33 protein-coding genes are annotated in these 26,209 nt (G+C 66.6%); 26 read left to right on the forward strand and 7 right to left on the reverse strand.

Features of this window, described 5'->3' with window-relative positions:
• The first annotated feature begins 33 nt into the window (after positions 1-33).
• Positions 34-984, forward strand: coding sequence for a dioxygenase (locus tag EGT29_RS02970; RefSeq protein WP_124687623.1), 951 nt, complete (start codon positions 34-36; stop codon positions 982-984).
• A 10-nt stretch (positions 985-994) separates the two neighbouring features.
• Here the strand turns inward: EGT29_RS02970 and EGT29_RS02975 are convergent, their stop codons facing one another.
• Positions 995-2,173 carry an MFS transporter gene (locus EGT29_RS02975; RefSeq protein WP_124687624.1) on the reverse strand — a complete coding sequence of 393 codons (1,179 nt, stop codon included), beginning with the start codon at positions 2,171-2,173 and terminating at the stop codon, positions 995-997.
• Between the two features lie 108 nt (positions 2,174-2,281).
• On the opposite strand from EGT29_RS02975, the gene EGT29_RS02980 reads away from it, so the two are divergent.
• The 25 genes from EGT29_RS02980 (at position 2,282) to yghX (ending at position 19,469) form a co-directional block, all read left to right on the forward strand.
• Complete coding sequence (locus tag EGT29_RS02980) at positions 2,282-3,271, forward strand: LysR family transcriptional regulator (RefSeq protein WP_124687625.1); 990 nt, start codon at positions 2,282-2,284, stop codon at positions 3,269-3,271.
• A 292-nt stretch (positions 3,272-3,563) separates the two neighbouring features.
• Positions 3,564-3,932: a 50S ribosomal protein L14 gene (gene rplN / locus EGT29_RS02985; protein WP_087780015.1), complete on the forward strand. Its 369-nt coding sequence runs from the start codon at positions 3,564-3,566 to the stop codon at positions 3,930-3,932.
• A 10-nt stretch (positions 3,933-3,942) separates the two neighbouring features.
• The gene (rplX, locus tag EGT29_RS02990; RefSeq protein ID WP_124687626.1) at positions 3,943-4,260 is read left to right on the forward strand and encodes a 50S ribosomal protein L24; all 318 of its coding nucleotides are present in this window, start codon (positions 3,943-3,945) and stop codon (positions 4,258-4,260) included.
• 15 nt (positions 4,261-4,275) lie between these two features.
• Positions 4,276-4,815, forward strand: a complete 540-nt coding sequence (gene rplE, locus EGT29_RS02995; protein ID WP_124687627.1) for a 50S ribosomal protein L5 — start codon at positions 4,276-4,278, stop codon at positions 4,813-4,815.
• Positions 4,816-4,826: 11 nt separating this feature from the next.
• Complete coding sequence (rpsN, locus tag EGT29_RS03000) at positions 4,827-5,132, forward strand: 30S ribosomal protein S14 (protein WP_124687628.1); 306 nt, start codon at positions 4,827-4,829, stop codon at positions 5,130-5,132.
• A gap of 11 nt (positions 5,133-5,143) precedes the next feature.
• Positions 5,144-5,539: a 30S ribosomal protein S8 gene (rpsH, locus tag EGT29_RS03005; protein ID WP_087838306.1), complete on the forward strand. Its 396-nt coding sequence runs from the start codon at positions 5,144-5,146 to the stop codon at positions 5,537-5,539.
• Between the two features lie 9 nt (positions 5,540-5,548).
• Positions 5,549-6,082, forward strand: a complete 534-nt coding sequence (gene rplF / locus EGT29_RS03010; RefSeq protein ID WP_124687629.1) for a 50S ribosomal protein L6 — start codon at positions 5,549-5,551, stop codon at positions 6,080-6,082.
• Positions 6,083-6,100: 18 nt separating this feature from the next.
• Positions 6,101-6,466 carry a 50S ribosomal protein L18 gene (gene rplR, locus EGT29_RS03015; RefSeq protein WP_124687630.1) on the forward strand — a complete coding sequence of 122 codons (366 nt, stop codon included), beginning with the start codon at positions 6,101-6,103 and terminating at the stop codon, positions 6,464-6,466.
• Between the two features lie 11 nt (positions 6,467-6,477).
• The gene (gene rpsE, locus EGT29_RS03020; RefSeq protein WP_087838303.1) at positions 6,478-6,999 is read left to right on the forward strand and encodes a 30S ribosomal protein S5; all 522 of its coding nucleotides are present in this window, start codon (positions 6,478-6,480) and stop codon (positions 6,997-6,999) included.
• A 3-nt stretch (positions 7,000-7,002) separates the two neighbouring features.
• The gene (rpmD, locus tag EGT29_RS03025; protein WP_124687631.1) at positions 7,003-7,191 is read left to right on the forward strand and encodes a 50S ribosomal protein L30; all 189 of its coding nucleotides are present in this window, start codon (positions 7,003-7,005) and stop codon (positions 7,189-7,191) included.
• 10 nt (positions 7,192-7,201) lie between these two features.
• Positions 7,202-7,633, forward strand: a complete 432-nt coding sequence (rplO, locus tag EGT29_RS03030) for a 50S ribosomal protein L15 (protein WP_124687632.1) — start codon at positions 7,202-7,204, stop codon at positions 7,631-7,633.
• 17 nt (positions 7,634-7,650) lie between these two features.
• Positions 7,651-8,976 carry a preprotein translocase subunit SecY gene (gene secY / locus EGT29_RS03035; RefSeq protein WP_124687633.1) on the forward strand — a complete coding sequence of 442 codons (1,326 nt, stop codon included), beginning with the start codon at positions 7,651-7,653 and terminating at the stop codon, positions 8,974-8,976.
• 7 nt (positions 8,977-8,983) lie between these two features.
• On the forward strand, positions 8,984-9,202 hold the full coding sequence (gene infA / locus EGT29_RS03040; RefSeq protein ID WP_124687634.1) for a translation initiation factor IF-1: 219 nt from the start codon (positions 8,984-8,986) through the stop codon (positions 9,200-9,202).
• Positions 9,203-9,238: 36 nt separating this feature from the next.
• On the forward strand, positions 9,239-9,352 hold the full coding sequence (rpmJ, locus tag EGT29_RS03045) for a 50S ribosomal protein L36 (protein ID WP_087780027.1): 114 nt from the start codon (positions 9,239-9,241) through the stop codon (positions 9,350-9,352).
• 42 nt (positions 9,353-9,394) lie between these two features.
• Positions 9,395-9,760 carry a 30S ribosomal protein S13 gene (gene rpsM, locus EGT29_RS03050; RefSeq protein WP_087838299.1) on the forward strand — a complete coding sequence of 122 codons (366 nt, stop codon included), beginning with the start codon at positions 9,395-9,397 and terminating at the stop codon, positions 9,758-9,760.
• A 29-nt stretch (positions 9,761-9,789) separates the two neighbouring features.
• The gene (gene rpsK / locus EGT29_RS03055; RefSeq protein WP_087838298.1) at positions 9,790-10,191 is read left to right on the forward strand and encodes a 30S ribosomal protein S11; all 402 of its coding nucleotides are present in this window, start codon (positions 9,790-9,792) and stop codon (positions 10,189-10,191) included.
• A 319-nt stretch (positions 10,192-10,510) separates the two neighbouring features.
• Entirely contained in the window at positions 10,511-11,134 is a 624-nt protein-coding gene (gene rpsD, locus EGT29_RS03060; protein ID WP_124687635.1) for a 30S ribosomal protein S4, read from the forward strand.
• 179 nt (positions 11,135-11,313) lie between these two features.
• On the forward strand, positions 11,314-12,300 hold the full coding sequence (gene rpoA, locus EGT29_RS03065; protein WP_124687636.1) for a DNA-directed RNA polymerase subunit alpha: 987 nt from the start codon (positions 11,314-11,316) through the stop codon (positions 12,298-12,300).
• 208 nt (positions 12,301-12,508) lie between these two features.
• Positions 12,509-12,898, forward strand: a complete 390-nt coding sequence (gene rplQ, locus EGT29_RS03070) for a 50S ribosomal protein L17 (protein ID WP_124687637.1) — start codon at positions 12,509-12,511, stop codon at positions 12,896-12,898.
• A gap of 149 nt (positions 12,899-13,047) precedes the next feature.
• Positions 13,048-13,977 carry a LysR substrate-binding domain-containing protein gene (locus EGT29_RS03075; RefSeq protein WP_124687638.1) on the forward strand — a complete coding sequence of 310 codons (930 nt, stop codon included), beginning with the start codon at positions 13,048-13,050 and terminating at the stop codon, positions 13,975-13,977.
• A 114-nt stretch (positions 13,978-14,091) separates the two neighbouring features.
• A complete protein-coding gene (locus tag EGT29_RS03080) occupies positions 14,092-15,051 on the forward strand; it encodes a tripartite tricarboxylate transporter substrate binding protein (protein WP_161567676.1) in 960 nt (319 codons plus the stop codon).
• Between the two features lie 56 nt (positions 15,052-15,107).
• Positions 15,108-16,019 (forward strand): VOC family protein, encoded by a 912-nt coding sequence (locus tag EGT29_RS03085; protein WP_124687640.1) that lies wholly within the window; start codon positions 15,108-15,110, stop codon positions 16,017-16,019.
• Between the two features lie 5 nt (positions 16,020-16,024).
• Complete coding sequence (locus tag EGT29_RS03090) at positions 16,025-17,581, forward strand: bifunctional 3-(3-hydroxy-phenyl)propionate/3-hydroxycinnamic acid hydroxylase (RefSeq protein ID WP_238160273.1); 1,557 nt, start codon at positions 16,025-16,027, stop codon at positions 17,579-17,581.
• Positions 17,582-17,630: 49 nt separating this feature from the next.
• Complete coding sequence (locus EGT29_RS03095; RefSeq protein WP_238160274.1) at positions 17,631-18,518, forward strand: alpha/beta fold hydrolase; 888 nt, start codon at positions 17,631-17,633, stop codon at positions 18,516-18,518.
• Between the two features lie 63 nt (positions 18,519-18,581).
• The gene (gene yghX / locus EGT29_RS03100; protein ID WP_124687642.1) at positions 18,582-19,469 is read left to right on the forward strand and encodes a YghX family hydrolase; all 888 of its coding nucleotides are present in this window, start codon (positions 18,582-18,584) and stop codon (positions 19,467-19,469) included.
• A 31-nt stretch (positions 19,470-19,500) separates the two neighbouring features.
• Here yghX and EGT29_RS03105 read toward each other — a convergent pair whose 3' ends face one another.
• From EGT29_RS03105 to EGT29_RS03130, 6 genes are read right to left on the reverse strand one after another with little or no spacing between them, the layout of a single operon-like run.
• Positions 19,501-20,355 (reverse strand): fumarylacetoacetate hydrolase family protein, encoded by an 855-nt coding sequence (locus tag EGT29_RS03105; RefSeq protein ID WP_124687643.1) that lies wholly within the window; start codon positions 20,353-20,355, stop codon positions 19,501-19,503.
• Positions 20,356-20,374: 19 nt separating this feature from the next.
• Positions 20,375-21,328, reverse strand: a complete 954-nt coding sequence (locus EGT29_RS03110; protein ID WP_124687644.1) for a VOC family protein — start codon at positions 21,326-21,328, stop codon at positions 20,375-20,377.
• Positions 21,329-21,338: 10 nt separating this feature from the next.
• Positions 21,339-22,322: a tripartite tricarboxylate transporter substrate binding protein gene (locus EGT29_RS03115; RefSeq protein ID WP_124687645.1), complete on the reverse strand. Its 984-nt coding sequence runs from the start codon at positions 22,320-22,322 to the stop codon at positions 21,339-21,341.
• A complete protein-coding gene (locus EGT29_RS03120; RefSeq protein WP_124687646.1) occupies positions 22,319-23,326 on the reverse strand; it encodes an alpha/beta hydrolase in 1,008 nt (335 codons plus the stop codon). Before EGT29_RS03120 ends, EGT29_RS03115 begins: the two co-directional genes overlap by 4 nt.
• On the reverse strand, positions 23,323-24,660 hold the full coding sequence (locus EGT29_RS03125) for an amidohydrolase family protein (protein ID WP_124687647.1): 1,338 nt from the start codon (positions 24,658-24,660) through the stop codon (positions 23,323-23,325). Before EGT29_RS03125 ends, EGT29_RS03120 begins: the two co-directional genes overlap by 4 nt.
• Complete coding sequence (locus tag EGT29_RS03130; RefSeq protein WP_124687648.1) at positions 24,657-26,165, reverse strand: FAD-dependent monooxygenase; 1,509 nt, start codon at positions 26,163-26,165, stop codon at positions 24,657-24,659. Before EGT29_RS03130 ends, EGT29_RS03125 begins: the two co-directional genes overlap by 4 nt.
• Between the last annotated feature and the right edge of the window lie 44 nt (positions 26,166-26,209).

The raw sequence follows: 26,209 nt of genomic DNA on the forward strand, positions 1-26,209 counted from the left end.
GGTCCGCAAGCCGAGTTTCCCGACGGACCCACCATGATCATCAAGAACCAGGAAGACGTCACCCGCGCGGTGCTGGCCGAGGCCGCCCGCGCGCCCGATGCGCGTTTCCGCGAAATCCTGTCGGCGGGTATCCGCCATCTGCATGCCTTCGCGCGCGAGGCGCGGCTGACCGAGGCGGAGTTCCACCAGCTGTGCGGCGTGATCGCGCGGCTGGGGCAGGCGACCACCGCCTCGCACAACGAGGTGGTGCTGGCCGCCGGTTCGCTGGGGCTGTCTTCGCTGGTCTGCCTGCTCAACAACGGCGACAACGGACAGACCGAGACCACCGCCAATCTGATGGGGCCGTTCTGGCGCATGGGCTCGCCGCAGACGCCCAACGGCGGCTCCATCGTGCGGTCCCCCACACCGGGCGATCCGGTATTCGTCCAGGCCTGGGTGCGCGACCGCGAGGGCCGGCCGGTCCAGGGCGCCGAGGTCGACGTCTGGCACAGTTCGACCGAGGGCTTCTACGAGAACCAGGACCCATCGCAGGGCGACATGAACCTGCGCGGCAAGTTCACCACCGACGGCGACGGCCGCATCGCGTTCCGCAGCATCAAGCCCGCCGGCTATCCGATCCCGGTGACCGGGCCCGTGGGCGAGCTGATCCAGGCCCAGGGCCGGCACAACATGCGCCCGGCCCACATCCACTTCATGATCCACAAGCCCGGCTTCAAGACCCAGTTCTCGCAGGTCTATTCCAGCGACGATCCCAACCTGGAGACCGACGTGCAGTTCGGCGTCACGCAGGCGCTGGTGGGGCGATACGTACTGCACGACAGCGCCGCCGAGCCCGCGCCCGACCCCGAACTGCGGGGCAGGTGGTATTCGATGGACCACCACTTCGTGATCGAGCCCGGCGAGGCCCGGCTGCCCCGGCCGCCCATCACCGGCAAGGCGGACGGCGAGCGGCCCGTCCTGACCGTGCTGTCGCGGCATCCTTGACGGGCATGCTTCAGGCGCACTGCTGCGGCTGGCCGAGGGCCGGCGCCGAGACCGACATCCGGCCGCTCCACAGCGCCAGCAGCAGGCCCACGCCCGTGAGCGCGGCGCCGGCCCAGCCCACGGACACCAGGCCCAGGCCCGACAGGGTCAGGCCGCCCACCCAGGCACCCAGGGCATTGCCCAGGTTGAAGGCGGCGATGTTCAGGCTGGAGACCAGCGTGGCGCCGGCGGGGCCGGCCTGCTGCAGCACCCGCATCTGCATCGGGGCGACGGTGGCGAAGGCCACGGTGCCCAGCACGATGGTGTAGGCCATGGCCATCAGGGGCTGGCCGAAGGCCCAGGGGCCGAGCGCCAGCGCCGCCATCAGTCCGGCGGTGGTCAGCAGCAGCGCCCGCATGACGCCGCGATCGGCCATGCGTCCGCCCAGCAGATTGCCGGCGGCCAGGCCCGCGCCGAACAGCAGCAGCGTGACCGCGACCAGGTTGTCGCTCATGCCGGTGACCTGCTTGAGCAGCGGCTCGATATAGGTATAGAGCGCGAACACGCCGGCAAAGCCGAACACGGTGATGCCCAGGCCCGCCCAGACCTGGACGCGGCCCAGCACGGCCAGTTCCTGGCCCAGCGGCGAGGGCTGCGGACGGCCCTGATCGCGCGGGACGAACAGGGCCAGGATGGCGTAGGCGGCCAGGCCCACCACGGCCACCGCGACGAAGGCCGAGCGCCAGCCGAAGTGCTGGCCGATCCAGGCGCCGGCGGGAACGCCCAGCAGGGTGGCCAGCGTCAGGCCCGAGAACATCAGCGCGATGGCCGAGGCCCGCTTGTGGGCCGGAACCAGGCCGGTCGCGACCACGGCGCCCACGCCGAAGAAGGTGCCGTGCGTGAGCGAGGTCAGCATGCGGGCGGCCATCAGCCACCCATAGCCGGGCGCCGCCGCGGCCGCGACGTTGCCGGCGATGAAGATGAGCATCAGCGACAGCAGCAGCCGCTTGCGGGGCCAGGTCCGCGTCAGCAGCGTCAGCACGGGCGCGCCCACGGCGACGCCGATCGCGTAGCCCGAGATCAGCGTGCCCGCCGTGGGAAGGGAGATGCCCAGGTCCGTGCTGACCTGGGTCAGCAGGCCCATGATGATGAATTCCGTGGTGCCGATGCCGAAGGCACCGGCGGCTAGCGCCATTAAAGAGAGCGGCATGGTTGCGTCCTGTATGCGGATTTCGTTCGACAGCGACACTGTGGGGGTGGGCGTGATCTTTGTGTAGATGGAATAATGGAATGACATTTGTTCCTATAAGGAAAAGCTGTGCCGACATCCGACAAGGCCGTCCGCAACCGCGCCGAGCCGGCCCCTGGGGAGGCCAATCGGTCGGGAGAGCTGGAGACCTTCGTGCTGGTGGCCGAACGCGGCAGCCTGTCGGCGGCGGCGCGCCGGCTGGGGGTCTCGCCCTCGGCCGTGAGCAAGGTCATGTCCCGGCTGGAGGCACGGCTGGGCGTGCAGCTCCTGCAACGCAGCACCCGGCGGGTGCTGCTGACGGCCGAAGGCACCCAATACTATGAGCAGGGCAAGCGCGTGCTGGCCGACCTGGACGAACTGGAAACCTCGGTGGCGGGGCAGGCCGAACCCCGCGGGCTGGTGCGGATCACCGCCAGCACGTCGACCGGGCAGACCCTGCTGGGGCCGCTGATTCCGCGGTTGCTGGCGGCGCATCCCGGGCTGCGGCTGGACCTGAGCTTCACCGACCAGGTCGTGGACCTGCTGGAAGCGGGGGTCGACATCGCGATCCGCTGGGGGCGGCTGCCCGCCTCGGACGTGGTGGCGCGGCTCCTGGGCCGCACCCGCCAGGTCGTCGTCGGCAGTCCGGGCTATCTTGCCGCCCACGGCGTCCCCCGGCATCCCGACGACCTGCGCACCCATCTGCGCCTGGGCTGGAACTACCGGCGCGAGGTGCCGCGCTGGCCTTTCGAGGTGGACGGGCGGCGGATCGAGGTCGAGATCGGCGAGATCGTCCGGGTCAACGACGGCGAGGTGATGCGCCGGCTGGCCCTGGACGGCGCCGGGCTGGCCCGCCTGTCGGTCTACCACGCCTGGGACGACCTGCGGGCCGGCCGCCTGGTGCCCGTGCTGGAGTCCTGCAATACGGGCGACCTCGAACCCATCCATGCCATCTACATGGGCAAGCCTGGCCGGCTGCCGCCCCGCACCCGGGCGGTGCTGGATTTCCTGCAGGCCAGCGTCGACCTGCGATACGCCGAACGGACCCCGCCGCGGGAGAATGCGGAAGGCGGTGGCTGAGAGGGGCGGGGGTGTGGGGGATATCCCGACAAAAGGCTTGCTAAGTGGTTGCTTGCCGGGTATGATGGCAGGCTTACCTATGGGTTCGTGCCTTTTTGCCAGCCGTGCGCGTGGCGGGGGGCGGGAGTCCGGGGTGGGTAGTAACTGGCCTGGCACCGCGTTCTTGCGGTGTCCGCTTCAGAATTTCAACCCAGGGTGCGCAAGTCGCATTGCCGCCTGACGGGACCAAAACTGATCGGAAGGTTTGGCGCTCGCGCCGGGCATTTCGGGTTAAGTTGGAACAGGGTAAACCATGATTCAAATGCAGACCACGTTGGACGTGGCCGACAACACCGGTGCGCGCTCGGTTATGTGCATCAAGGTGCTCGGCGGCTCCAAGCGCCGCTATGCCGGCATCGGCGACGTCATCAAAGTGAGCGTCAAGGATGCGGCCCCCCGCGGTCGCGTGAAAAAGGGCGAAATCTACAACGCCGTGGTGGTTCGTACCGCCAAGGGCGTCCGTCGCAAGGACGGTTCGCTGATCCGTTTCGGTGGCAATGCCGCCGTGTTGCTCAACGCCAAGCTCGAGCCCATCGGCACTCGCATCTTCGGACCCGTTACGCGTGAACTGCGTACCGAGCGTTTCATGAAGATCGTGTCGCTGGCGCCCGAAGTGCTGTAAAGGTGCCGCGATGAACAAGATCCGCAAAGGTGACGAAGTCATCGTCCTGACCGGCAAGGACAAGGCGAAGCGCGGCGTCGTGCTGAGCGTTGCCGAAGACCGCGTCCTGGTCGAAGGCATCAACGTCGTCAAGAAGAATGTGAAGCCGAATCCGATGGCCAACCAGCCCGGCGGCATCATCGACAAGACCATGCCCATCCACGTGTCCAACGTGGCGATTTTCAACCCCACCTCCGGCAAGGCCGATCGGGTGAGCGTGAAGAAAGTCGACGGCAAGAATGTGCGCGTTTTCCGTTCCAATGGCGAAGCCATTGCGACGAAAGCGTAAGCGGGAGCAAACACAATGGCCCGTCTTCAAGACATCTACCGCGAGAAGGTCGTTGCCGACCTGACCAAGCAGTTCTCGTACAAGTCCGTGATGGAAGTGCCCCGCATCACCAAGATCACCCTGAACATGGGTGTCTCGGAAGCGGTCGCTGACAAGAAAGTCATCGAGCACGCCACCGGCGACCTGACCAAGATCGCTGGCCAGAAGCCCGTCGTGACCAAGTCGCGCAAGGCTATCGCTGGTTTCAAGATCCGCGAGAACTACCCGATCGGCTGCATGGTGACCCTGCGTGGCGCCCGCATGTACGAATTCCTCGATCGCCTGATCAGCGTCGCGCTGCCGCGCGTGCGCGATTTCCGTGGCGTGTCCGGCCGTGCTTTCGACGGTCGCGGCAACTACAACATCGGTGTGAAAGAACAGATCATCTTCCCCGAGATCGAGTACGACAAGATCGACACGCTTCGTGGGCTGAACATCAGCATCACGACCACGGCCAAGACCGATGAAGAAGCCAAGGCGCTGCTGTCGGCCTTCCGCTTCCCGTTCCGTAATTAAGGGGTGAAATAGTGGCTAAGCTTTCACTCATCAACCGCGATATCAAGCGTGTCAAGCTGGCGGCCAAGTATGCCGCCAAGCGCGCCGCGCTCCAGGCTATCGTCGACGATGCGTCCAAGTCGGACGAAGAACGTTACCAGGCTCGCCTGAAGATTCAGCAGCTGCCCCGTAACGCCAACCCCACCCGCCAGCGCAACCGTTGCGCGGTGACCGGTCGCCCCCGTGGCGTGTTTCGCAAGTTCGGTCTGGCTCGTAACAAACTGCGCGAGATGGCTATGCGCGGCGAAGTTCCGGGCATGACCAAGGCCAGCTGGTAGGAGAGTCATTCATGAGCATGAGCGATCCGATCGCCGATATGCTGACGCGCATCCGCAATGCGCAGCGCGTAGATAAGGCGTCCGTGTCCATGCCCTCCTCGAAGCTGAAGGTGGCGATTGCCACCGTGCTGAAGGACGAGGGCTATATCGACGGTTTCGAGGTCAAGGCCAACGATGGCAAACCCGAACTCGAAATCTCCCTGAAGTACTACGCCGGCCGTCCGGTCATCGAGCGCATCGAACGCGTCTCGAAGCCTGGCCTGCGTATCTACAAGGGCCGTCATTCCATTCCCCAGGTCATGAACGGCCTGGGCGTGACCATCGTGTCCACCTCTCGTGGCGTGATGACCGATCGCAAGGCGCGCGCCAACGGCGTGGGCGGCGAGGTCCTCTGCTACGTGGCGTAAGGAGCCGACATGTCGCGTATAGCAAAATATCCCGTCGAGCTGCCCAAGGGCGTCGAAGCCACGATCGCTGCCGACCAGATCACTGTCAAGGGTCCCCTGGGCACGCTGGTCCAGGCCCTGACCGGTCAGGTCACGATCGCGCAAGACGCCGGCAAGCTGACTTTCGTCGCCGCCAATGACAGCCGCGAAGCCAAGGCCATGTCCGGTACCATCCGGGCCCTGGTCAACAACATGGTGACCGGCGTGAGCAAGGGCTTCGAGCGCAAGCTGACCCTGGTCGGCGTGGGCTATCGGGCCCAGGCGCAAGGCGATGCCGTCAAGCTGCAGCTCGGTTTCTCGCACGATGTCGTGCACCAGATGCCTGCCGGCGTGAAAGTCGAGTGCCCCACCCAGACGGAAGTGATCGTCAAGGGCGCCAACAAGCAGCAGGTTGGTCAGGTGGCCGCTGAAATCCGCGCCTACCGCTCCCCCGAGCCCTACAAGGGCAAGGGCGTGCGCTATGCGGACGAACGGGTCATCATCAAAGAGACCAAGAAGAAATAAGGCGGGCAAGGACGAATCATGGACAAGAAGCAAGCTCGTTTGCGTCGTGCGGTACCTACCCGCCGGAAGATCGCCGAGTTGCGTGTGCATCGCCTGTCGGTGTTCCGCACCAACCTGCACATCTACGCAAACATCATTTCGCCTGAAGGCGATAAGGTGCTGGTCAGTGCCTCGACCGTCGAACCCGAAATCCGCCAGCAACTGGCGGGAGATTCGGGCAAGGGCGGCAACGTGGCCGCAGCAACCCTGGTGGGCAAGCGCGTGGCCGAGAAGGCCAAGGCCGCCGGTATCGAGACCGTCGCGTTCGATCGCAGCGGTTTCCGCTACCACGGCCGCGTCAAGGCCCTGGCTGATGCCGCGCGTGAAGCCGGCCTGAAGTTTTAAGCGAGGATTACATGGCCAAGATGCAAGGTAAGAATGCAGCGGCTGAGGAACGCGACGACGGTCTTCGCGAGAAGATGATTGCCGTCAACCGCGTCACGAAAGTCGTGAAGGGCGGTCGTATCCTCGGTTTCGCAGCGCTGACGGTGGTCGGCGATGGCGACGGTCGCGTCGGCATGGGCAAGGGCAAGGCCCGGGAAGTCCCGGTCGCGGTCCAGAAGGCAATGGAAGAAGCCCGCCGCAAGATGGTCAAGGTGCCCCTGAAGAACGGCACCCTGTACCACAATGTGGTCGGCAAGCACGGCGCCTCGACCGTTCTGATCTCGCCCGCCGTCGAAGGTACCGGCGTGATCGCCGGTGGTCCGATGCGCGCGATTTTCGACGTGCTGGGTGTTCGTAACGTGGTGGCCAAGAGCCTCGGCTCGACCAACCCGTACAACCTGGTGCGCGCGACGCTCAACGGTCTGAGCGCAAGCTCGACTCCGGCCGACGTCGCCGCCAAGCGCGGCAAGTCGGTCGAAGAGATCCTGGGGTAAGCCATGACGACGAAGAAAAACGTCAAAGTGACGCTCGTGCGTTCCCCTATCGGAACGCCCGAATCGCACCGCGCCACGATCCGTGGCCTGGGACTGCGCCAGCTGAACAGCTCGCGCGTCCTGGTCGACACGCCCGAAGTGCGCGGCATGATCCGCAAGGTGTCGTATCTGATCACCGTGTCGGAAGCCTGAGAGGTCTAGCATGCAACTCAATACGCTCAAGCCCGCCGAAGGCGCCAAGCACGCCAAGCGCCGTGTCGGTCGTGGTATCGGTTCCGGCCTCGGCAAGACCGCCGGCCGCGGCCACAAGGGTCAGAAGTCCCGTTCGGGTGGCTTCCACAAGGTTGGCTTCGAAGGCGGCCAGATGCCGCTGCAGCGCCGGCTGCCCAAGCGTGGCTTCAAGTCGCTGGATCAGCACCTGTATGCGCAGGTCCGCCTGTCCGAACTGCAAGCCCTGCCGGTCGACGAAATCGACGTGCAGGCGCTCAAGCAGGCCGGCGTGGTCGGCCAGCAGGTCCGCTACGTCAAGGTCATCAAGACCGGCGAGCTCTCCCGCAAGGTGGTGCTCAAGGGCATGACGGCGACGGCCGGTGCCAAGGCGGCGATCGAAGCCGCCGGCGGCTCCCTGGTCTGATAACCGAGGACTGAGCTTTGGCTAATGCGAACGCACTGGGCAAGACCGGCAGCAAGTACGGCGACCTGAAACGCCGGCTGGTCTTCCTGTTGCTCGCCCTGGTGGTGTACCGGATCGGTACGCACATCCCTGTTCCCGGGATCGATCCGGTCCAGTTGACCTCCCTGTTCCATCAGAACCAGGGCGGGATTCTGGGCCTGTTCAACATGTTCTCGGGCGGTGCGCTTTCGCGTTTCTCGATCTTTGCATTGGGGATCATGCCGTACATCTCGGCGTCGATCATCATGCAGCTGATGACGGTCATCGTGCCGTCGTTGGAAGCGATCAAGAAGGAAGGCGAGGCCGGGCGGCGCAAGATTACGCAGTACACGCGCTACGGTACGCTGGCGCTGGCGCTGGTGCAGTCGGTCGGCATTTCGGTCGCGCTGGAGTCGCAGCCCGGGCTGGTCATCGATCCTGGCCTGATGTTCCGGGCCACCACGATGATCTCGCTCGTCACGGGAACGATGTTCCTGATGTGGCTGGGTGAACAGATCACCGAGCGGGGCCTGGGCAACGGCATCTCGATCCTGATCTTCTCGGGTATCGCGGCCGGCCTGCCTCATGCGTTGGCCGGGCTGTTCGAGCTGGTCAACACGGGTGCGATGGCTGTCCTGTCGGCGCTGTTCATCGTCGTGCTGGTGGTGCTGGTGACGGCTTTCGTGGTGTTCGTGGAACGCGGACAGCGCAAGATCGTCGTCAACTACGCCAAGCGCCAGGTGGGCAACCGGGTGTATGGCGGACAAAGCTCGCATCTGCCGCTGAAGCTGAACATGGCAGGGGTGATTCCGCCGATCTTCGCGTCGTCGATCATCCTGTTCCCGGCTACGGTGGTCAGCTGGTTCTCGAGCGGTGACGGCCTGCGCTGGCTGAAGGACCTGGCCGCCGCGTTGTCGCCCGGACAGCCGCTGTACATCACGCTGTATGCCATTGCGATCGTGTTCTTCTGCTTCTTCTACACGGCGCTCGTGTTCAACAGCCGCGAGACCGCCGACAACCTGAAGAAGAGCGGCGCGTTCGTCCCGGGTATCCGTCCGGGCGAGCAGACCGCGCGGTACATCGACAAGATCCTGATGCGCCTGACTTTCAGTGGCGCCATCTACATCACGTTGGTGTGCCTGCTGCCGGAGTTCCTGGTCTTGAGGTGGAACGTGCCGTTCTACTTCGGTGGTACGTCTTTGCTGATTATCGTTGTGGTCACGATGGATTTCATGGCCCAGGTGCAGGCTTACGTGATGTCGCACCAATATGATTCGCTGCTCAAGAAGGCGAACTTCAAGGGCGGAAATCTACCGGTGCGGTAACGAGAAAATGTCCAAAGACGACGTTATTCAGATGCAGGGCGAGGTCGTGGAAAACCTGCCCAACGCGACGTTTCGTGTCAAGCTCGAGAATGGCCATGTCGTGCTGGGACATATCTCGGGAAAAATGCGGATGAATTACATCCGTATCCTGCCGGGGGATCGTGTGACGGTCGAACTGACGCCATACGATCTATCGCGAGCAAGAATCGTGTTCCGCTCGAAGTAAGCCTGGGGCTTACCGGGTAAGAATTAGGAGTCAATCATGAAAGTAATGGCATCGGTCAAAGCAATTTGCCGGAACTGCAAGGTCATCAAGCGCAAGGGCGTGGTGCGGATCATCTGCACCGACCCGCGCCACAAGCAACGTCAGGGCTGAGCCTAGGCTCGGTTCTACGCTAAAGGTATTCAAGGAAACGTTATGGCCCGTATTGCTGGCATCAACATTCCGCCGCATCAGCACACCGAAATCGGTCTGACGGCTATCTTCGGCATCGGCCGTTCGCGCGCTCGCAAGATTTGCGAAGTGGCCGGCGTGCCGAGCAACAAGAAGGTCAAGGATCTGAACGACGCCGAACTCGAGCGGATTCGCGAACAGATCAACACCTTCACCGTCGAAGGCGATCTGCGTCGTGAAATCCAACTGTCGATCAAGCGTCTGATCGACCTCGGCTCGTACCGTGGCTTCCGCCACAAGCGCGGCCTGCCCGTGCGTGGCCAGCGTACCCGTACGAACGCCCGCACCCGCAAGGGTCCGCGTCGCGCCGCCGCGTCGCTCAAAAAGTAATCGGCTGACACCCAGTCAAGGATCCAGAAATGGCGAAATCCCCGAACAGCGGCGCCCAGCGCGTTCGCAAGAAAGTCAAGAAGAACGTCTCGGACGGCATCGCGCACGTTCACGCGTCCTTCAACAACACCATCATCACGATCACCGATCGCCAGGGCAATGCCCTGTCGTGGGCGACGTCGGGCGGCGCCGGCTTCAAGGGCTCGCGCAAGTCCACCCCGTTCGCGGCCCAGGTCGCGGCGGAGTCCGCCGGTCGCGTGGCGATGGAATACGGCATCAAGACGCTGGAAGTGCGTATCAAGGGCCCCGGTCCCGGCCGCGAATCGTCGGTTCGCGCCCTGAACGCCCTGGGCATCAAGATCTCCAGCATCGCCGACATCACGCCGGTGCCGCACAACGGCTGCCGTCCGCCGAAGCGCAGAAGGATCTGAGCCCCCCCCTACGCGCTTCGCGCGCCCCCCAGGGGGCGATGCGGGTGGACCGGCGGAGCCGGATCCACCGCATCCTGGGTCTTTCGCTTTGCGGCCCTTTGGGCCGCTCGCTGTGGGAGCTTCGGGCAAAGCGCGGTAGAATAAAGGGCTTTGCTGTTTGCGGTACGTAGTTTTTATTGTTTTATGGGGGCGCAGCCGGCATGGGTCGGGTGCGCCGAGTAAGACCACCGTTTGCCGCGTTCTGGTTCATCGAACGTAAATGACCAAGGCAAACTCCTCGCCATGCGTGTGCATGGCCTGACAGAGAAAAGGATACATCGTGGCACGTTATATTGGCCCCAAATGTAAGCTTTCCCGCCGCGAAGGCACGGACCTCTTCCTGAAGAGCGCCCGCCGTTCGCTGGATTCCAAGTGCAAGCTCGAGAGCAAGCCCGGCCAGCATGGCCGCACCTCGGGTGCCCGTACCTCGGACTACGGTCTGCAGCTGCGCGAGAAGCAAAAGCTCAAGCGCATGTACGGCATTCTGGAAAAGCAGTTCCGCAAGTACTTCGAAGAAGCCGAGCGCCGCAAGGGCAACACCGGCGAAAACCTGATCCAGCTGCTCGAGTCGCGCCTGGACAACGTGGTCTATCGCATGGGCTTCGGCTCGACCCGCGCCGAAGCGCGCCAGTTGGTCAGCCACAAGGCGCTGATGCTGAACGGCCACACCGCCAACGTGCCGTCCATCATCGTCAAGGCCGGCGACGTGATCACCATCCGTGAGAAGGCCAAGAAGCAGGCCCGTATCCAGGAGGCGCTGCAACTGGCCTCCAGCCAGGGCATGCCGCAGTGGGTCAGCGTCGACGCGACCAAGCTGGAAGGCACGTTCAAGCAGGCCCCGGATCGCGCCGATGTCGCCCGCGACATCAACGAATCCATGGTCGTGGAACTCTATTCGCGCTAATAACTGAAGCCGGCTCTAGGTGCCGGCTTTCCCATCCCTGGGCACAGCGGATCCGGCTTTGCCGGTCCGCCAGTGCCGCCCCTTGAGGGGCGCGCGGAGCGCGTAGGGGTGGGCCTATTTTTCCCCCAGCCTTATCGGTGTAACGAGCCGAGGGTATTGATAAGGAATAAGGAAGATTCATGGCGAATGCCGCATTTCTGAAACCGCGCAATATCGACGTCGAGACCATCGGCTCGAATCATGCCAAGGTGATCATGGAGCCGTTCGAACGCGGCTACGGTCATACCCTGGGCAATGCGCTGCGCCGCATCCTGCTGTCGTCGATGGCGGGCTACGCGCCGACCGAAGTGCAGATCACCGGTGTCGTGCACGAATACTCGGCCATCGATGGCGTGCGCGAAGACGTGGTCGACATCCTGCTGAACCTCAAGGGTGTGGTGTTCAAGCTGCACAACCGCGACGAAGTCGTCCTGACCCTGCGCAAGCAAGGCCCCGGCGTGGTCACGGCCGCCGATATCGAACTCTCGCACGACGTCGAGATCATCAACCCCAACCACGTCATTGCCAACCTGACGGACAACGGCCGTCTGGAAATGCAACTGAAGGTGGAGAAGGGCCGCGGCTACGTGCCGGGCAACCTGCGCAGCTTCGCCGATGACCATGCCCGCACCGTGGGCCGCATCGTGCTGGACGCCTCGTACAGCCCGATCCGCCGCGTCAGCTACACCGTCGAAAGCGCCCGCGTCGAGCAGCGTACCGACCTGGACAAGCTGGTCCTCGACATCGAGACCAACGGCGTGATCTCGCCCGAGGAAGCCGTGCGCCAGTCGGCCCGCATCCTGATGGACCAGCTGTCGGTGTTCGCCGCGCTGGAAGGCTCGACGGAAACCATCGAAGCGCCCGCCCGTGGCACGCCGCAGATCGACCCGATCCTGCTGCGCCCGGTCGACGACCTCGAACTGACCGTCCGCTCGGCCAACTGCCTGAAGGCCGAGAACATCTACTACATCGGCGACCTGATCCAGCGTACCGAGAACGAACTGCTGAAGACCCCGAACCTGGGTCGCAAGTCGCTCAACGAGATCAAGGAAGTCCTGGCTGCCCGCGGCCTGACCCTGGGCATGAAGCTCGAGAACTGGCCGCCTCTCGGCCTCGAGCGGCCGTAGAGGGCCCCCCCTACGCCCTACGGGCGCCCCCCAGGGGGCGGCACTGGCGGACCGGCGGAGCCGGATCCGCTGTGCCCTGGGTAGCGGAGCTTGTTTCGTTACGTAGTTGTAGTACCAACAATTTTTCCACCGGCCCGCGGCGCTTTGCCGATAGAAGAGCTGGAAACCTCGCGGCACAGCCGCTCTTAGATTCATAAAGGAAGTCATCATGCGTCACCGTCACGGTCTCCGTAAACTGAACCGCACCAGCAGCCATCGTCTGGCCATGTTCCGCAACATGGCTGTCTCGCTGCTCACGCACGAAGCCATCAAGACCACCCTGCCCAAGGCCAAGGAACTGCGCCGCATCGTCGAGCCGCTGATCACCCTGGGCAAGGAGCCGACCCTGGCCAACAAGCGCCTGGCGTTCGCCCGCCTGCGCGATCGCGACCTGGTCGTCAAGCTGTTCGCCGAAATCGGCCCCCGCTTCAAGGAGCGCAACGGTGGTTACACCCGCATCCTGAAGATGGGTTTCCGCCAAGGCGACAACGCTCCCATGGCCTACATGGAGCTGGTCGACCGCGCGCCGGAAGCCGAAGAGGCCGCCGACGCCGAGTAAGCAAGGCGGGGCCGGGCTGGCGCCCGGTCCGATGTCTGGTTGAATGAAAACTGCGAGCTTGTCTCGCAGTTTTTTTTGCCCGAGGCGAGATCGATGGAGCCCGGCGCACGGCGTTACCATCCGGTCACTCGCACCAGCGGAATGCCTAAATGAAATTCAACCAACTGCGCGACTTCGTCGCCGTGGCGCGCGCCGGCAGTATCCACCAGGCGGCAAGGGACCTCGGGCTGAGCCAGCCCGCGCTGACCAAGAGCGTCAGGCAGCTGGAAAAAGAGCTGGGAACGCCTCTTTTCCAGCGGACCGCCCAGGGCGCCGTCCTGAACGAGATGGGCAGGCGTTTCCTGCGACGCGCGGAAGTCGCCGCCAATGAGCTGAGCCGCGGCCAGGACGAAGTGTCCCAGCTGCTGGGCAGCCAGGGCGGACGCGTGGCGCTGGCGCTGTCGGCGACGCCGTCTCTCCTGTTCCTGCCCAATGCCCTGAAGGTGTTCCGTCGAAGCTACCCCCATGCCGAGGTGCGCATCGTCGAGGGCCTGCTTCCGGTCATGCTGCCCGAATTGCGCGACAGCCAGCTGGATTTCGTGCTTGCGCCGGAGCCCGCGAAATCGCTCGGCAGCGAGTTCGCGGTATCGCCGATGTTCGGACACCGGCGCGCGGTGGTCTGCCGCAAGGGGCATCCGCTGGGCGGCGCGCGCTCGCTGGCCGAGCTGGTCGACGCGGACTGGGTCCTGACCGGCGCCGCCGGGCCGCGCTCGTCGGAGTTGGACGATGTGTTCCGCTCGCGGGAACTGCCGGTTCCCCGCGCCGACATACAGTGCGAATCACTGATGGCGCTGGTAAGCCTCCTGGCCAATACCGACCTGATCGCGCTGTTGCCGGAGCCCTGGCTGGTGGCCAACGTGACCGCCGAACTCTTGATGAAGCTGGACCTGGACGATGAAATCGGCGCGCCCGCCATCTGTCTCATCCAGCGCAAGGACTTGCCGCTGACTCCCGCGGCCGAAGCGTTTTCGAACGCCCTGCATCGGGAAGCCGAGTACCTGGCCACGCGTCTTGCCGACGGCTTCGGTTCTCGGGGATAACCGCCAGGAATCCCTCCGACAATACTGCCATCTGTTGCAGGGCGGTGTGCTCCTCTAGATTCCTGTCTGCGCCCAGGCATTGTCCTGGCCAGACCAAGAATGAGGAGACGAATCGTGAAATCGGCCTGGATCGCCTTGTGCCTTGCGGCCTTGGCTCAACCCGTGCAAGCGGAGGAGTGGCCGGGCGGCCCGATCCGCGTCATCGTGAACGCCGCGCCCGGTGGCGTCGCCGATCGCGCGATGCGGGTCATGGCGCCGCACATGGGCGAAAAACTCGGCGCGCAGATCGTCGTCGAGAACCGGCCCGGCGGCGAAGGATATATCGGCCAGCAAGAAGTTGCCCGCGCCCGTCCGGATGGCCACACTTTCCTGCTGTCGGCGGGCAGCATGGTCATCATCACGCCGCAGCTCGTCCCCCTGCCTGACTTCGATCCGCGCAAGGCCCTGGTGCCGGTGGCGCCGGCCGTGGCCATTCCGATGAACCTGCTGGTTCATCCCTCGGTGCCGGTGGAGACGGCCGCCGATTTCATCAACTATGCCAAGGCCCATCCCGGCAAGCTTGCCTATGGCTCCGCCGGCTCCGGCACGGCCTTGCACATCGCCGCGGAAACATTCAGCCATGAAGCCGGCATCAGGATGACGCACGTGCCGTACAAGGGCGCGGGCGACGCGCTGAAGGATTTCCTGGGCGGTCACGTCGATGTCCTGTTCGACCCGGGCCTGGCCACGCAGTACATCAAGACCAAACGGGTCAAGCTGCTCGCCGTCGCGGGGGCCTCGCGCAATCCGCAATTCCCGGACACGCCCGCGATGGAGGAGATCGGCGTCAAGGGCGTGGACGGTGGGCCTTATTTCGGAATCTTCGCTCCCAGGGGCACGAAGCCCCAGACCGTGCGGCGCGTGAACGAGGCGATCACCGCCGTGCTCGAACGCCCCGAACTGCGGCAGCAGTTGGTGAACATGAGCCTCGACGTCGCCCCGCCCATGAGCGCGGAACAGTTCGAGGCCTATCTGCGCAACGAGAACACCCGCTACGAGCGGCTGCTGCCCAAACTGGGCATACGCGGACAGTGAGCGGCGGGACCCCATTGCCGCGTCCCCTCATCGATGAACGACGAATACCAGCAACCATGACATCCACCCTGATCGAAGGCCTGCGCAGCATCTCGCTCGACGTGCCGGACCTGGCCAAGGCGGAAGCCTTCTATACGAAGGTCTGGCGCCTGAGCGTGGCCGAGCGCGGCAATGGTGCCCTGTACTTGCGCGGCACGGGCCAGGACGCCTATCTATTGGCGCTGCATGCCGGCCGGCATGATGCCGGCATGCGGCACGTGACGCTCCGGGCCCGCAGCGCAGCGGCCCTCGAGGCCATCGCGGCGGCCGCGGGCAAGGCCGGCGGCGCCATCGTCCAGCCGCCAAGGTCCCTGGACGACCCGGCGGGAGGCGTGGGGCTGACCATCCGCGATCCCCATGGGCGCCGATTCCAGATCGTCCACGGCGACGCCCGGCACGCGGGCGATGCGCCGCAAGACGGACCCATGCGGCTTGCCCATGTAGTGCTGAACAGCAGTGCGCCGGACGCCACGCGCCAGTTTCTCGAACAGGTGCTCGATTTCCGCCTGATCGACCTGACGGCGGCGATCGCGTTCATGAACTGCAACCGCGATCACCACACCATCGGGGTCGGCCTGTCCGACAACGACGCGCTGAACCACGTCGCGTTCTTCATGCCCGACGGCGATACGCTGATGCGCGGTGGCGGTCGGCTGAAAGACGCGGGCTATCCCATCCAGTGGGGGCCAGGCAGGCATGGCCCCGGAAACAACCTCTTCAACTACTTCATCGACCCCTTCGGCGTCGTCATCGAGTACACGGCCGAAGTCCAGCAAGTCGATAACTCCTATCTGCCGCGCGGCCCCGAAGCATGGAAATGGCCGCCGGGCCGTATTGACCAATGGGGTTTGTCGGACCCGCCCACGCAGGCCTTGAAGGCGGCGCAGAAGCGCATCCATTTCCTACCTTTCCCAGCGACCTTCGAATAGCGGCAATGAACGATTCAACGATGTACGACGTGGCGATTGTCGGATACGGCCCCTCGGGCGTCGTGGCGGCGGCCTTGCTCGGGCAATCTGGGCTGCGCGTCCATGTGTGCGACCGGCTCGACGGGGTGTACGAGATTCCGCGCGCGGTCGCCCTGGACCACGAGATCATGCGGGTGTTCCAGCAGATCGGCGTCGCCCGGGCGGTCGAGCCCTTCATGGAGCCCTTCACTGACTCCGAGTACCTGGGCGTGGATGGCCGATTGATCCGGCGCATGACTATGATCGCCCCGCCTTATCCGCAAGGGTATACGCCCTCGGTCGTCTTCACCCAGCCGGAAGTCGAGCGGGTCCTGCGCTCACGGGTGGCGCAATTGTCCAATGTCGAGGTGGACCTCGGCGCCGAAATGCGCCGCATCTCGCAGGGCGCGGATGCTGTGGAGCTCGAGCTCGAGACCCGGGGCGGCGGGAAGAAACGGATAGTGGCGAGGTACGCGATCGCATGCGACGGCGGCAGCAGTTCCGTGCGCGCACAGCTGGGGATGCCGCTCGAAGACCTCGACTTCGACGAACCCTGGCTGGTGGTCGATGTCCTCGTCAACGAGCAGGGTATGCGCAAGCTGCCCAAGGTAAGCGTGCAGTATTGCGAACCCGAACGGCCCTGCACGCTCGTCCTGGGCCCCGGGAACCACCGGCGCTTCGAGATTTCCCTGTTGACGGGCGAGGATCCGCAGCAGGCCGCCACCACGGAGGCGACCTGGCGCCTGTTGTCCCGCTGGTTGGGGCCGGAGGACGGCGAACTCTGGCGCCAGTCCAGCTATCGGTTCCATGCCCTGGTTGCCGCCGAATGGCGCCGGTCGCGGGTCTTTCTCGCGGGCGACGCCGCCCACATGCAGCCGCCCTTCCTGGGACAGGGCATGTGCCAGGGCATCCGCGACGTGGCCAACCTGAGCTGGAAGCTGGCCGCCGTGTTGAACGGCGACGTCACGGGCCGCGCGGGCGACGCGCTGCTGGACAGCTACGGCCTGGAGCGCGGGGCGCACGTCCGTGAACTGACGAGCCGCATCAAGAGTTTCGGCGCCGTGATCTGCGAGCGGGACATCGACAAGGCGCGCGCCCGCGACGCTCGAATGCGGACCGAGGGCAACGGGGCGGTCAGGGATACACCCAGGCAGGACATCCTGCCACGCCTGGAGCGCGGGCTCCTGTCCGCGTGGCCGCATCCTTGCCGCGGCAGGCTGTTTCCGCAGCCACGGGTCAGGTCGGGGGCCGGCACGCTCCTGCTGGATCAGCTGACAGGCAACGGCTGGCGCCTGATGCTGGCGCATCGGTCGCTCGCGCCCCGTGACGCGGGCGGGGTGCAACTGCGCGCCCGCGTCGTGGCGTTCGACGACATGGAAGAGGCCGACGGCGTCGTCGCGGCGTGGTTCATGGAAAGCCAGTGCGTCGCGGCCTTGGTCAGGCCCGACAACTACATCTATGGCGTGGCCCGGTCCGCCGACGAGGTCGACGAACTGCTGAATGAAGCCGCCGCCGCGCTGGACCGCCACGCGGTCGCCGCGTGAATCCCCATCGCCGAGGGGCCTGAATACTTTGCACATCCGAGGAATCATCGTGAACGACGAAACAAGCTATCGCAGCATCTGGTCCCACCTGGCGACGGTCGAGCACAGGCAGGCGTGGGTGACCACCGGCGACTTCGACACCCGCTACGTCGAAACCGGCAAGCGGGGCAATCCGCCCCTGATCATGATCCATGGCACGGGTGGATCCTGGGAGGCATTCTGCGCGAACATCGGCCCGCTGTCCGAGCATTTCAATTGCTTCGCGCTGGACATGGTGGGCTGCGGCTATACGGGCAAGCCGGACCGGCCCTACGAGATCGCCGAGCACGTCGCCCAGATCGTCCGCTTCATGGACGCGCTGGAACTGAAGACCGCCTCGCTCGTGGGCATCTCCATGGGAAGCTGGACGGCAAGCCGTTTTGCGCTGGCCCATCCCGAACGCACGGAAAGGCTGGTCATTCTTTCCGCGTTCGGCCTGTCCGATGATCAGGAGGAGATCGGCGCGATCCTGACCCGGCGCGGCAAAGCCTTCGACGCCCCCACCTGGGCCAGCGTCAAGGATGTTTTCGACAAATTGATCCTGGATGAGGCGAACCGGATCGACGACCTGATCGGCCTGCGGCTCCAGACCTATTCCCAGCCTGCCATGAAGGCGGCGGGCGAGAACATTCTGGCCGTTTTCAAGCCGGAGCCCCTGGCCCGCAACCTGGTCACGCCGGATGAGTGGCGGCGGATCGAAGTTCCCACGCTGATCGTGGTCGCCGTCGACGATCGGCCGCTGTACGTGAAGACGGCGCGTACCCTGGCCGGATATATTCCCGGTGCCACCGCCGTCGAGGTGAGCGGAGTCGGACATTGGCCCCAGTTCGAGGCGCCGGAGAAGATCAATGGACTCGTGAGCGGGTTTCTGCGCGGGCAGGCGCGCACGGGCAGGTAGAAGGGCAGCCCGGATCTGGTGTATGTTGTCCGCACTCGCGGACCTTACCGAAAAGGGCATGCCATGGCTCGTCTGACTGCGCAGGACTTCGACCCTCGACTGCTGGAACTGTACGACTACTACGTCCATGGCAGGATCTCCCGGCGGGAGTTCCTGGACCGGGCGGCCAGGTACGCGGTGGGCGGGCTGACCGCCGCCGGGCTGCTGGCTTCGCTCAGCCCGGATTATGCGTTGGCCGAGCAGGTGTCCTTCACCGATCCGGACATCGTCGCCGAATACGTCGGCTATCCGTCACCCAAGGGCCACGGCACGGTGCGCGGCTACCTGGTGCGGCCGGCGAAGGCCGCGGGCAAGGTGCCGGGCGTGGTCGTGGTGCACGAGAACCGTGGCCTGAACCCCTATATCGAGGACGTCGCGCGCCGGCTGGCCAAGGCGGGCTTCCTGGCGCTGGCGCCCGACGGCCTGAGTTCGGTGGGCGGGTATCCGGGCAATGACGACAAGGGGCGTGACTTGCAGCGGCAGGTCGATCCGGCCAAGCTCATGAACGATTTCTTCGCCGCGGTCGAGTTCCTGATGCAGGGCGACAGGACGACCGGCAAGGTGGGGATCACCGGCTTTTGCTACGGAGGCGGCGTGGCCAATGCCGCCGCCGTGGCGTATCCCGAACTGGCCGCGGCCGTGCCCTTCTACGGCAGGCAGGCGAGCGCGGCGGACGTGCCGCGCATCAAGGCGCCGCTGCTGCTGCACTACGCCGAGAACGACAAGGGCATCAACGACGGCTGGCCGGCCTACGAGGCGGCCCTGAAGGCGGCAGGCAAGACCTACGAAGCCCACGTCTATCCGGGCACGAACCACGGCTTCCACAACGATTCCACGCCGCGCTACGACGAGGCGGCGGCCAGGCTGGCCTGGGACAGGACGATCGCCTGGTTCAAGCGCTACCTGGCCTAGCCGCCGGGACTGGCTCGGTGGTCGCCAGGCCTCAGGCCTCGTCGATCACCGGGTTGCGCAGCACACCCACGCCTTCCACCTCGATCTCGCACACGTCGCCGGGCTTGAGCCACACCGGCGGCTTGCGCGCCAGGCCCACGCCCGACGGGGTGCCGGTGATGATCATGTCGCCCGGTTGCAGCGCCATGCCGTCCGAGCAGGCGGCCACCAGGGTGGCGACGTCGAAGATCATGTCGCGGGTGTTGGCGTCCTGCATGACCTGGCCGTTCAGGCGGCACTGGATCTGCAGGCCGGCGGCGCCGGGGGGCAGTTCGTCGGCGGTGACGAATTCCGGGCCGAAGCCGCCGCTGCGGTCGAAGTTCTTGCCCCACAGCCACTGGTTGGAGCGGAACTGGTAGTCGCGGATCGAGCCTTCGTTGAACAGCGAATAACCCGCCACGTGCTCGAGCGCGCGCTCCTTGGGAATGTAGCGGCCGCCCTTGCCGATCACCGCGACCAGTTCGGCCTCGTAGTCGAACTGCACCGAGACGCGGGGGCGTTCGATGGCGACGCCGTGGGCTACCCAGGACGAGGGGAAGCGCTGGAACAGCACCGGATGCGCGGGCGGCGCGAAATTGCTTTCGGCGGCGTGGTCCACGTAGTTCAGGCCGATGGCGAAGGCCTTGGCGGGCTGCTGCAGCGGCGGCAGCAGGGCGAGGCCGGCCAGGGCCAGGCGTTCGCCCGGAGCGTGGGCGGCCGTGCGGGCGGCATCCAGGCCGCCGGGGTCGCGCAGCAGTTCGTCCAGCGTGGCGGGCAGGCCGCGCGCGGTCAGGTCGACCACGTCGTTGCCGATGCGGGCGCCCAGCGTGGGCGCTCCGGCCTGGTTCTTGAAGGCGATCAGTCTCATGGTTTGCCTCGTTGCCCCGTCAGGCGGGGTATTCCTGGTTGGTGATGAAGTCGGCCGGCAGGGGCGGACCCCAGACGTAGAGCGAGTCCTCGGGGGGATGGTCGGCGGCGGGCCAGTCCAGTCCGGCCGGGACGTAGTCGATATCGTACGAGTATTCGGCCCAGCTGCCCCAGGGGTCGCGCACATAGTAGAAATAGTTCGAGCCCAGCACGTGCCGGCCGACGCCCCATCCCTGTTCGTAGCCGGCGATGCGCATCTGTTCGGAGCCGCGGCCGACCTCGTCCAGGCTGCCGACGTCCCAGCTCGAGTGGTGCAGGCCGCGCGCATGCGACTTGGCGAAGGCCACGAGGTGGTGGTCGCTGCCATGGATGCCGTGCATGAAGGCGATGAGGTCGCCGGAATGGTCCGACACGCGCAGGCCCAGGACGGTCCGGCAGAACTCCACCATGCGCGTGACGTCGGGCGTGAAGGACAGGACGTGCGACAGGTGGCGCGGCCGCACCGGCTGCACGCGGCTGCGGGCCGGCGCGGCGCCCTGGCCGGGCGGGACCGGGACGACGGGGGTGGGCCGGCTCTTGGCGGCGGGCGAGACCTTGTCCGCCACCACCAGTTGCAGCGGCGTGCCGTCCGGATCGCGCAGCCACAGGCCCTGGCCGTCCGACAGTTCGTGCGGGGTGGTCCGCAGGCCCGAGGCCTCGATGCGCTCGTGCATCTCGTCCAGGTCCCGCGCGTGGATGCCGTAGCGCACGTATTGCAGGCGCTTGGCCGTGCCTTCCTCGTGGACGCGGCTCCAGACGTGGGGATGGCCGTGCGTGCGCAGTTCGAGATGGTCGGCGCGGCGCCGCACGTCCAGGCCGAACGCCAGATAGAAGTGCTCGGCCTCGGCCAGGTCGGGCACCGAGTACACGAAGCAGTCCACCGAATGCACGGCGGCGCGGCGTTCGAGGTGGGTCGTCAGGGCAGAGGCGCGCATCGGCGTGCTCCTATTCCGGCTTGACGCCCGCCATGTCGACGGCCGCGCGCAGGATGGCGGTGTCGTCGCGCAGCGACGCGGCGAAGGCTTCGGGGCTGCTGCCGATCACGCTCCAGTGCTGTTCCTCGATCTTGGCACGCACGTCGGGCTGCTGGAGCACGGTCTTGAAGGTGTCCGCCAGCTTGGCGACGATGGGCGCGGGCGTGCCCGCGGGCGCGACGAACCCCATCCAGTTGCCGAAGGGGCGGAAGTCGGGAAAGTCTTCGGTGATGGCGGGTACGTCGGGGTGCAGCGGGTGGCGCTTGGGCGTCATGAAGGCCAGCACCTTGATCTGTCCTGCCTTCCATTGCCCGAGCAGGCTGCCCACGCTCAGGATGGTGGCGTCGAGCCGGCCGGCCAGCAGCTCCATGGCGATCTGCCCCGCGCCCTGGTAGGGCACGTGCAGCATGTCGACGCCGGCGGCAGCCTTGAACTGTTCGCCCAGCAGGTGGTTGAACGAGCCGTTGCCGACGCTGGCGAAATTGAGCTTGCCGGGATTGCGCTTCAGGTAGTCGACGAATTCGCGCGTGGTGTTGGCCGGCACCTTGGCGTTGACCATCAGCGCGACGGGCAGGTCGGCCACGGCGGTGATGGGCGTGAAGCTCTTGAGCGGCTCGTAGGGCAGGTCCTTGCGCAGGTAGCTATTGAGCAGCAGGGCCGAGGTGGTGGTCAGGTGGATGTTGTAGCCGTCGGGTGCCATGCGGGCGGCATAGCTGGTGCCGACGATGCCGTTGGCGCCCCCGCGGTTCTCGAACACCAGCGGCTGGCCCAGCAGCTTGCCGGCCCGGTCGGCGATCAGGCGGCCGATGGCATCGATGGGCGATCCGGTGGGATAGGGAAACACCACGTGGATGGGCTTGTTGGGGTAGGGCTGCTGCGCGCCCGCCTGCAGCGGGCAGGCCAGGCCGAGCAGCGCGGCCAGCGCTCCGGCGATCAGTTGCTTGGCGTGTCTCATCGTGGGTCCTCTTGAGGGGCTATATGGCCGGGGGGCATGGCCCCGGTCTGGGGAAGGGATGCCAGGCAGGCGCGGAACGCCCGGCAGAGTTCATCGTTGGCGCGGCGTGCCGCGGCCGAGGCTTCGAAGAAGCCCAGGAAAGGGTGGAACATGTCGTCGTGGCGCAGCAGCGTGACGGGCACGCCGGCGCCGCGCAGCCGGTCGGCGTAGGCCAGGCCTTCGCCTTGCAGCGGGTCGTGCCCGGCCACCGCGATGACGGCGGGCGGCAGCCGGCCCAGGTCGGTGGCGCGCAGGGGCGAAGGCGGAAATCCGGCGGCTTCCCCGGTGCGATCGCCCATGTACAGGCGGGCGATGTCGCGCAGGTCGGCCGGGGAAAGCATGGGGTAGTCGCGGCCGTCCGCGTCCAGGCTCCGCGTGTCGCGGGCCATGTCCAGGCCGGGCACGACCAGCAGTTGCGCCGCCAGCGGCTGGCCGGCGTCGCGGCACAGCAGGGCGGCGCTGGCGGCCAGGTTGGCGCCCGCGCTTTCGCCGGCCACCGCCACGCGGGCCGGGTCGCCGCCCAGTTCGCGGGCATGCGCCTGCACCCAGCGCGTGGCGGCCAGGGCGTCGTCGTGCGCGGCCGGGTAGGGATGTTCGGGCGCCAGCCGATAGTCCACCGAGACGACCACGGCATCCAGGTCGCGGCACAGCTTGCGCGCGATGTCGTCCATCAGCTCGACGCTGCCCAGCACGAAGCCGCCGCCGTGGAAGAAAACCACGGTGGCATGCGGACCCGGGGTGGCGGGACGATAGACGCGGCCGGGCACCGGGGCTTCGGTCAGGTCGCGCACGGCGCCCACTTCGGGCAGGCCATGACGCTCGCGCGCGGCCAGGATGGCGCGCGTCATGCGCCGGCGCGCCTCGGGTGCACTGCCGGCGAAGGGCGGCGGCGCGTCCTGTGCGCGCAGGGCGGCCACGATGCGGGCCAGGTCCGCGTCCAGCGGAACGGCTGGAGCGGCCGTCATGCCGGTAGCTCCAGCACGTGCGCCTGCGAGGCCCGGGCGCGCCGCCGCAGGGCCTCGACGTCGACGTGCAGCAATCGCCCGGCGCGCTTGACGGCGCGGCCGGCCACGAAGACGGTATCGACGTTGCCCGGGTGGGCCGCCAGCACGACGGCGCCAACGGCGTCCGACACCGGCGTCAGGTTCAGGTCGTCGCCGCGGATCAGCACGATGTCGGCCTGCTTGCCGGGCGTGAGCGAGCCGGTCTTGTGGTCCAGGCCGGTGGCGCGCGCGCCGGCCAGCGTGGCGAATTCCAGCACGTCGCGCAGCGTCAGCGTGGCGGGCGCATCCGGCTCGCGGGAATGGCCGCCGCCCATCCACGAACGGTAGTAGGCGAAGGCGTGGCGCATCTGGGTGAACATGTCGCCCGAGCATTTGGTTTCGGTATCGCCGCTCAGGCTGGGCCGGATGCCGGCGGCCAGCAGGCGGTCGAAGGGGATGTCGCCGATGCCCTGGGCGTTCATCTCGCAATGCACGCCCAGCGATGCGGTGACGCCGGCATCGGCCATCATCGCGATCTCGTCGCGGCCGCAGAAGCAGCAGTGCACGAAGGTCAGGTCCGGACCCAGCGCGCCCTCGGCCTGCATCTGCGCGATCGCGCGTATCGGCGCATTGCGCGCGTAGGCGCCCATGTGGATGCTGGAGCGCAGGCCCAGTTCGCGCGCCAGGCGCAGGTCGTCCAGCCAGATCTCCCGGCGGGCCATTTCCGGGCCGCGCGCCGCCATGGCCAGCGTCAGCAACTGGTCGTCCGAGGAAAAGAAATCGCGGCGCAGCCGGCGGATGTCCTGCGGATGGCCGCGCTGGCTGTCGAACATCCAGCTCGCGCCCTCGACCAGCGGCCAGCCGTGGCCGAACACGGCGCGCAGGCCGGCGTCGCGCAGCGCCTGGACGGCGGCGTCGCTGTGCTCGGGGCTGTTCTGCACGTGCGACCAGTCCATCATCGTCGTGATGCCGCCGTCCAGCGCCGAGACCGCGCCCAGCAGCGTGCCCGTGTAGACGTCCTCGGCGCGGAAGGCCGCGCCCTTGGCGCCCAGCATCTCGGCGAAATAGATCTGCGGATCGATATCGGCGTAGCGGTGGCGCACGCAGGTCTGCCAGGTATGGCGGTGCGTGTCGACGAAGCCGGGCAGGACGATCATGCCGCGGGCGTCGATCTGTTCGGCATCCTCCACCGTCAGTTGCGGGGCGATCGCGGCGATGCGGCCGTCCTCGATCAGCAGGTCGCCCTGGCGCAGGTCGCCCACCTGGGGATCGACGCTGACGATCCAGCCCTGGCGGATGAGCGTGCGGCGGGTCATGCCCGGGCCCCGCGCAGCCAGCGGGCCAGCTCGGCGCGCGCTTCGCCGGCCTGTTGCACGGAGGTGCCGGCCCAGGCGATGTAGCCGTCCGGCCGCACCAGCATTCCCTTGACGTCGGCCAGCGCGGCGGGCGCGCGGCCCAGGCGGGCCTGCACGCAGCGCACGGGCAGGCCCTCCAGCGGCAGGCTGGCGTATTGGTTGCTGTAGCCTTCCAGGTCCAGCAGCACGAAGCGCCGCTCGCGCAGCAGCTCGGCCAGGCGCACCGACTGGCCGTCCAGTCCGATCAGGTCGATGTCCGGCGCGTGCTGCCCGGCCAGCGGATGGCTGCCCGTCGGCGCGGGATAGGGCCGGGTCAGGCCGCACAGTTCGCGCACCAGCTTGCGCTGCACGTCGGGCAGCGGAATGTACTCGCGCTGCATGCGCCGCTTCAGCGCGACGCCCTCGGGTTCGAAATTGAATTGCAGCGCACACTGGGCCGCGACGCTGTCGAGCAGATCGCGCATGACCGGCAGGCGTTCCTCGTCATAGCTGTCCAGGATCGCGGCGTCGCTGTGGCCCTGCACGACGTGGGCCAGCTTCCAGCCCAGGTTGAAGGCGTCCTGCAGGCAGAAGTTCATGCCCACGCCGCTGGCGGGGTAATGGATGCGCGCCGACTCGCCCACCAGGAAGACGCGGCCGCTGCGCAGCGTGGGCACGGCGCGCATCTGGTCGTCGAAGCGCGAGGCCCAGCGGTGGCCGCGGATGCCGTAGTCGGTGCCGTGCACGTCGCGTATGCATTGCAGGGCCTCTTCCAGCGTGACGGGTTCATCCTTGGATGCATGCCGCCGGTCGCGGTGCACGATATTGAAGCGGGTGATGCCGTCGCCGAACGCGTAGCCGCGCACCCAGCCCATCTCGTTGTCGACGTTGACACGGCCGCCGGGCCAGGGCGCGTCCAGTTCGGCGTCGATCACGATGCCGCGGAACGAACCGCCGCGGCCGTCGAAGGGCAGGCCGGCCTGGCCGCGCACGACACTGCGGCCGCCGTCGGCGCCGACCAGATAGCGGGCGCGCAGGGTCGTCATGGTGCCGTCTTCGCTGCCTGCGTCGACCTCGACTCCGTCCGCCGACTGCCGCACGGCCCGGACCTCGGCGCCGCGCCGTATCTCGGCGCCGCTTTCCTCGGCCCAGGTCCACAGGATTTCCTCGGTCAGGTTCTGCGGCAGGCCCAGCGTGAAACCGTAGCGGGTCTCCAGGTAATGCCATTCGATGGGGTGGAAGCCCGCCCAGATGTGAGAGGGGCGGAACGGGTAGGGGCTGATGTCGCGCGTGCGCCGGATGAAGCGGTCGGCGATGCCGCGCGCGTCGAACAGTTCCAGCACGCGCGGCAGCAGGGTGCCGGCGCGCGACTGCACGCCTTCGGTGCGCCGTTCCAGGACCAGCGTCTTCGCTCCCGAGCCGGCCAGTTCGGCGGCCATGGTCAACCCCGACGGGCCGCCACCGACCACGATCACATCCCACTGCATTGTCTGTCTCCAGCTTTCTCGTCATGGCGGCTTCAAGCCGCATG

Origin of the sequence: Pigmentiphaga sp. H8 (genome assembly GCF_003854895.1) — a bacterium.
Lineage (GTDB): Bacteria > Pseudomonadota > Gammaproteobacteria > Burkholderiales > Burkholderiaceae_B > Pigmentiphaga.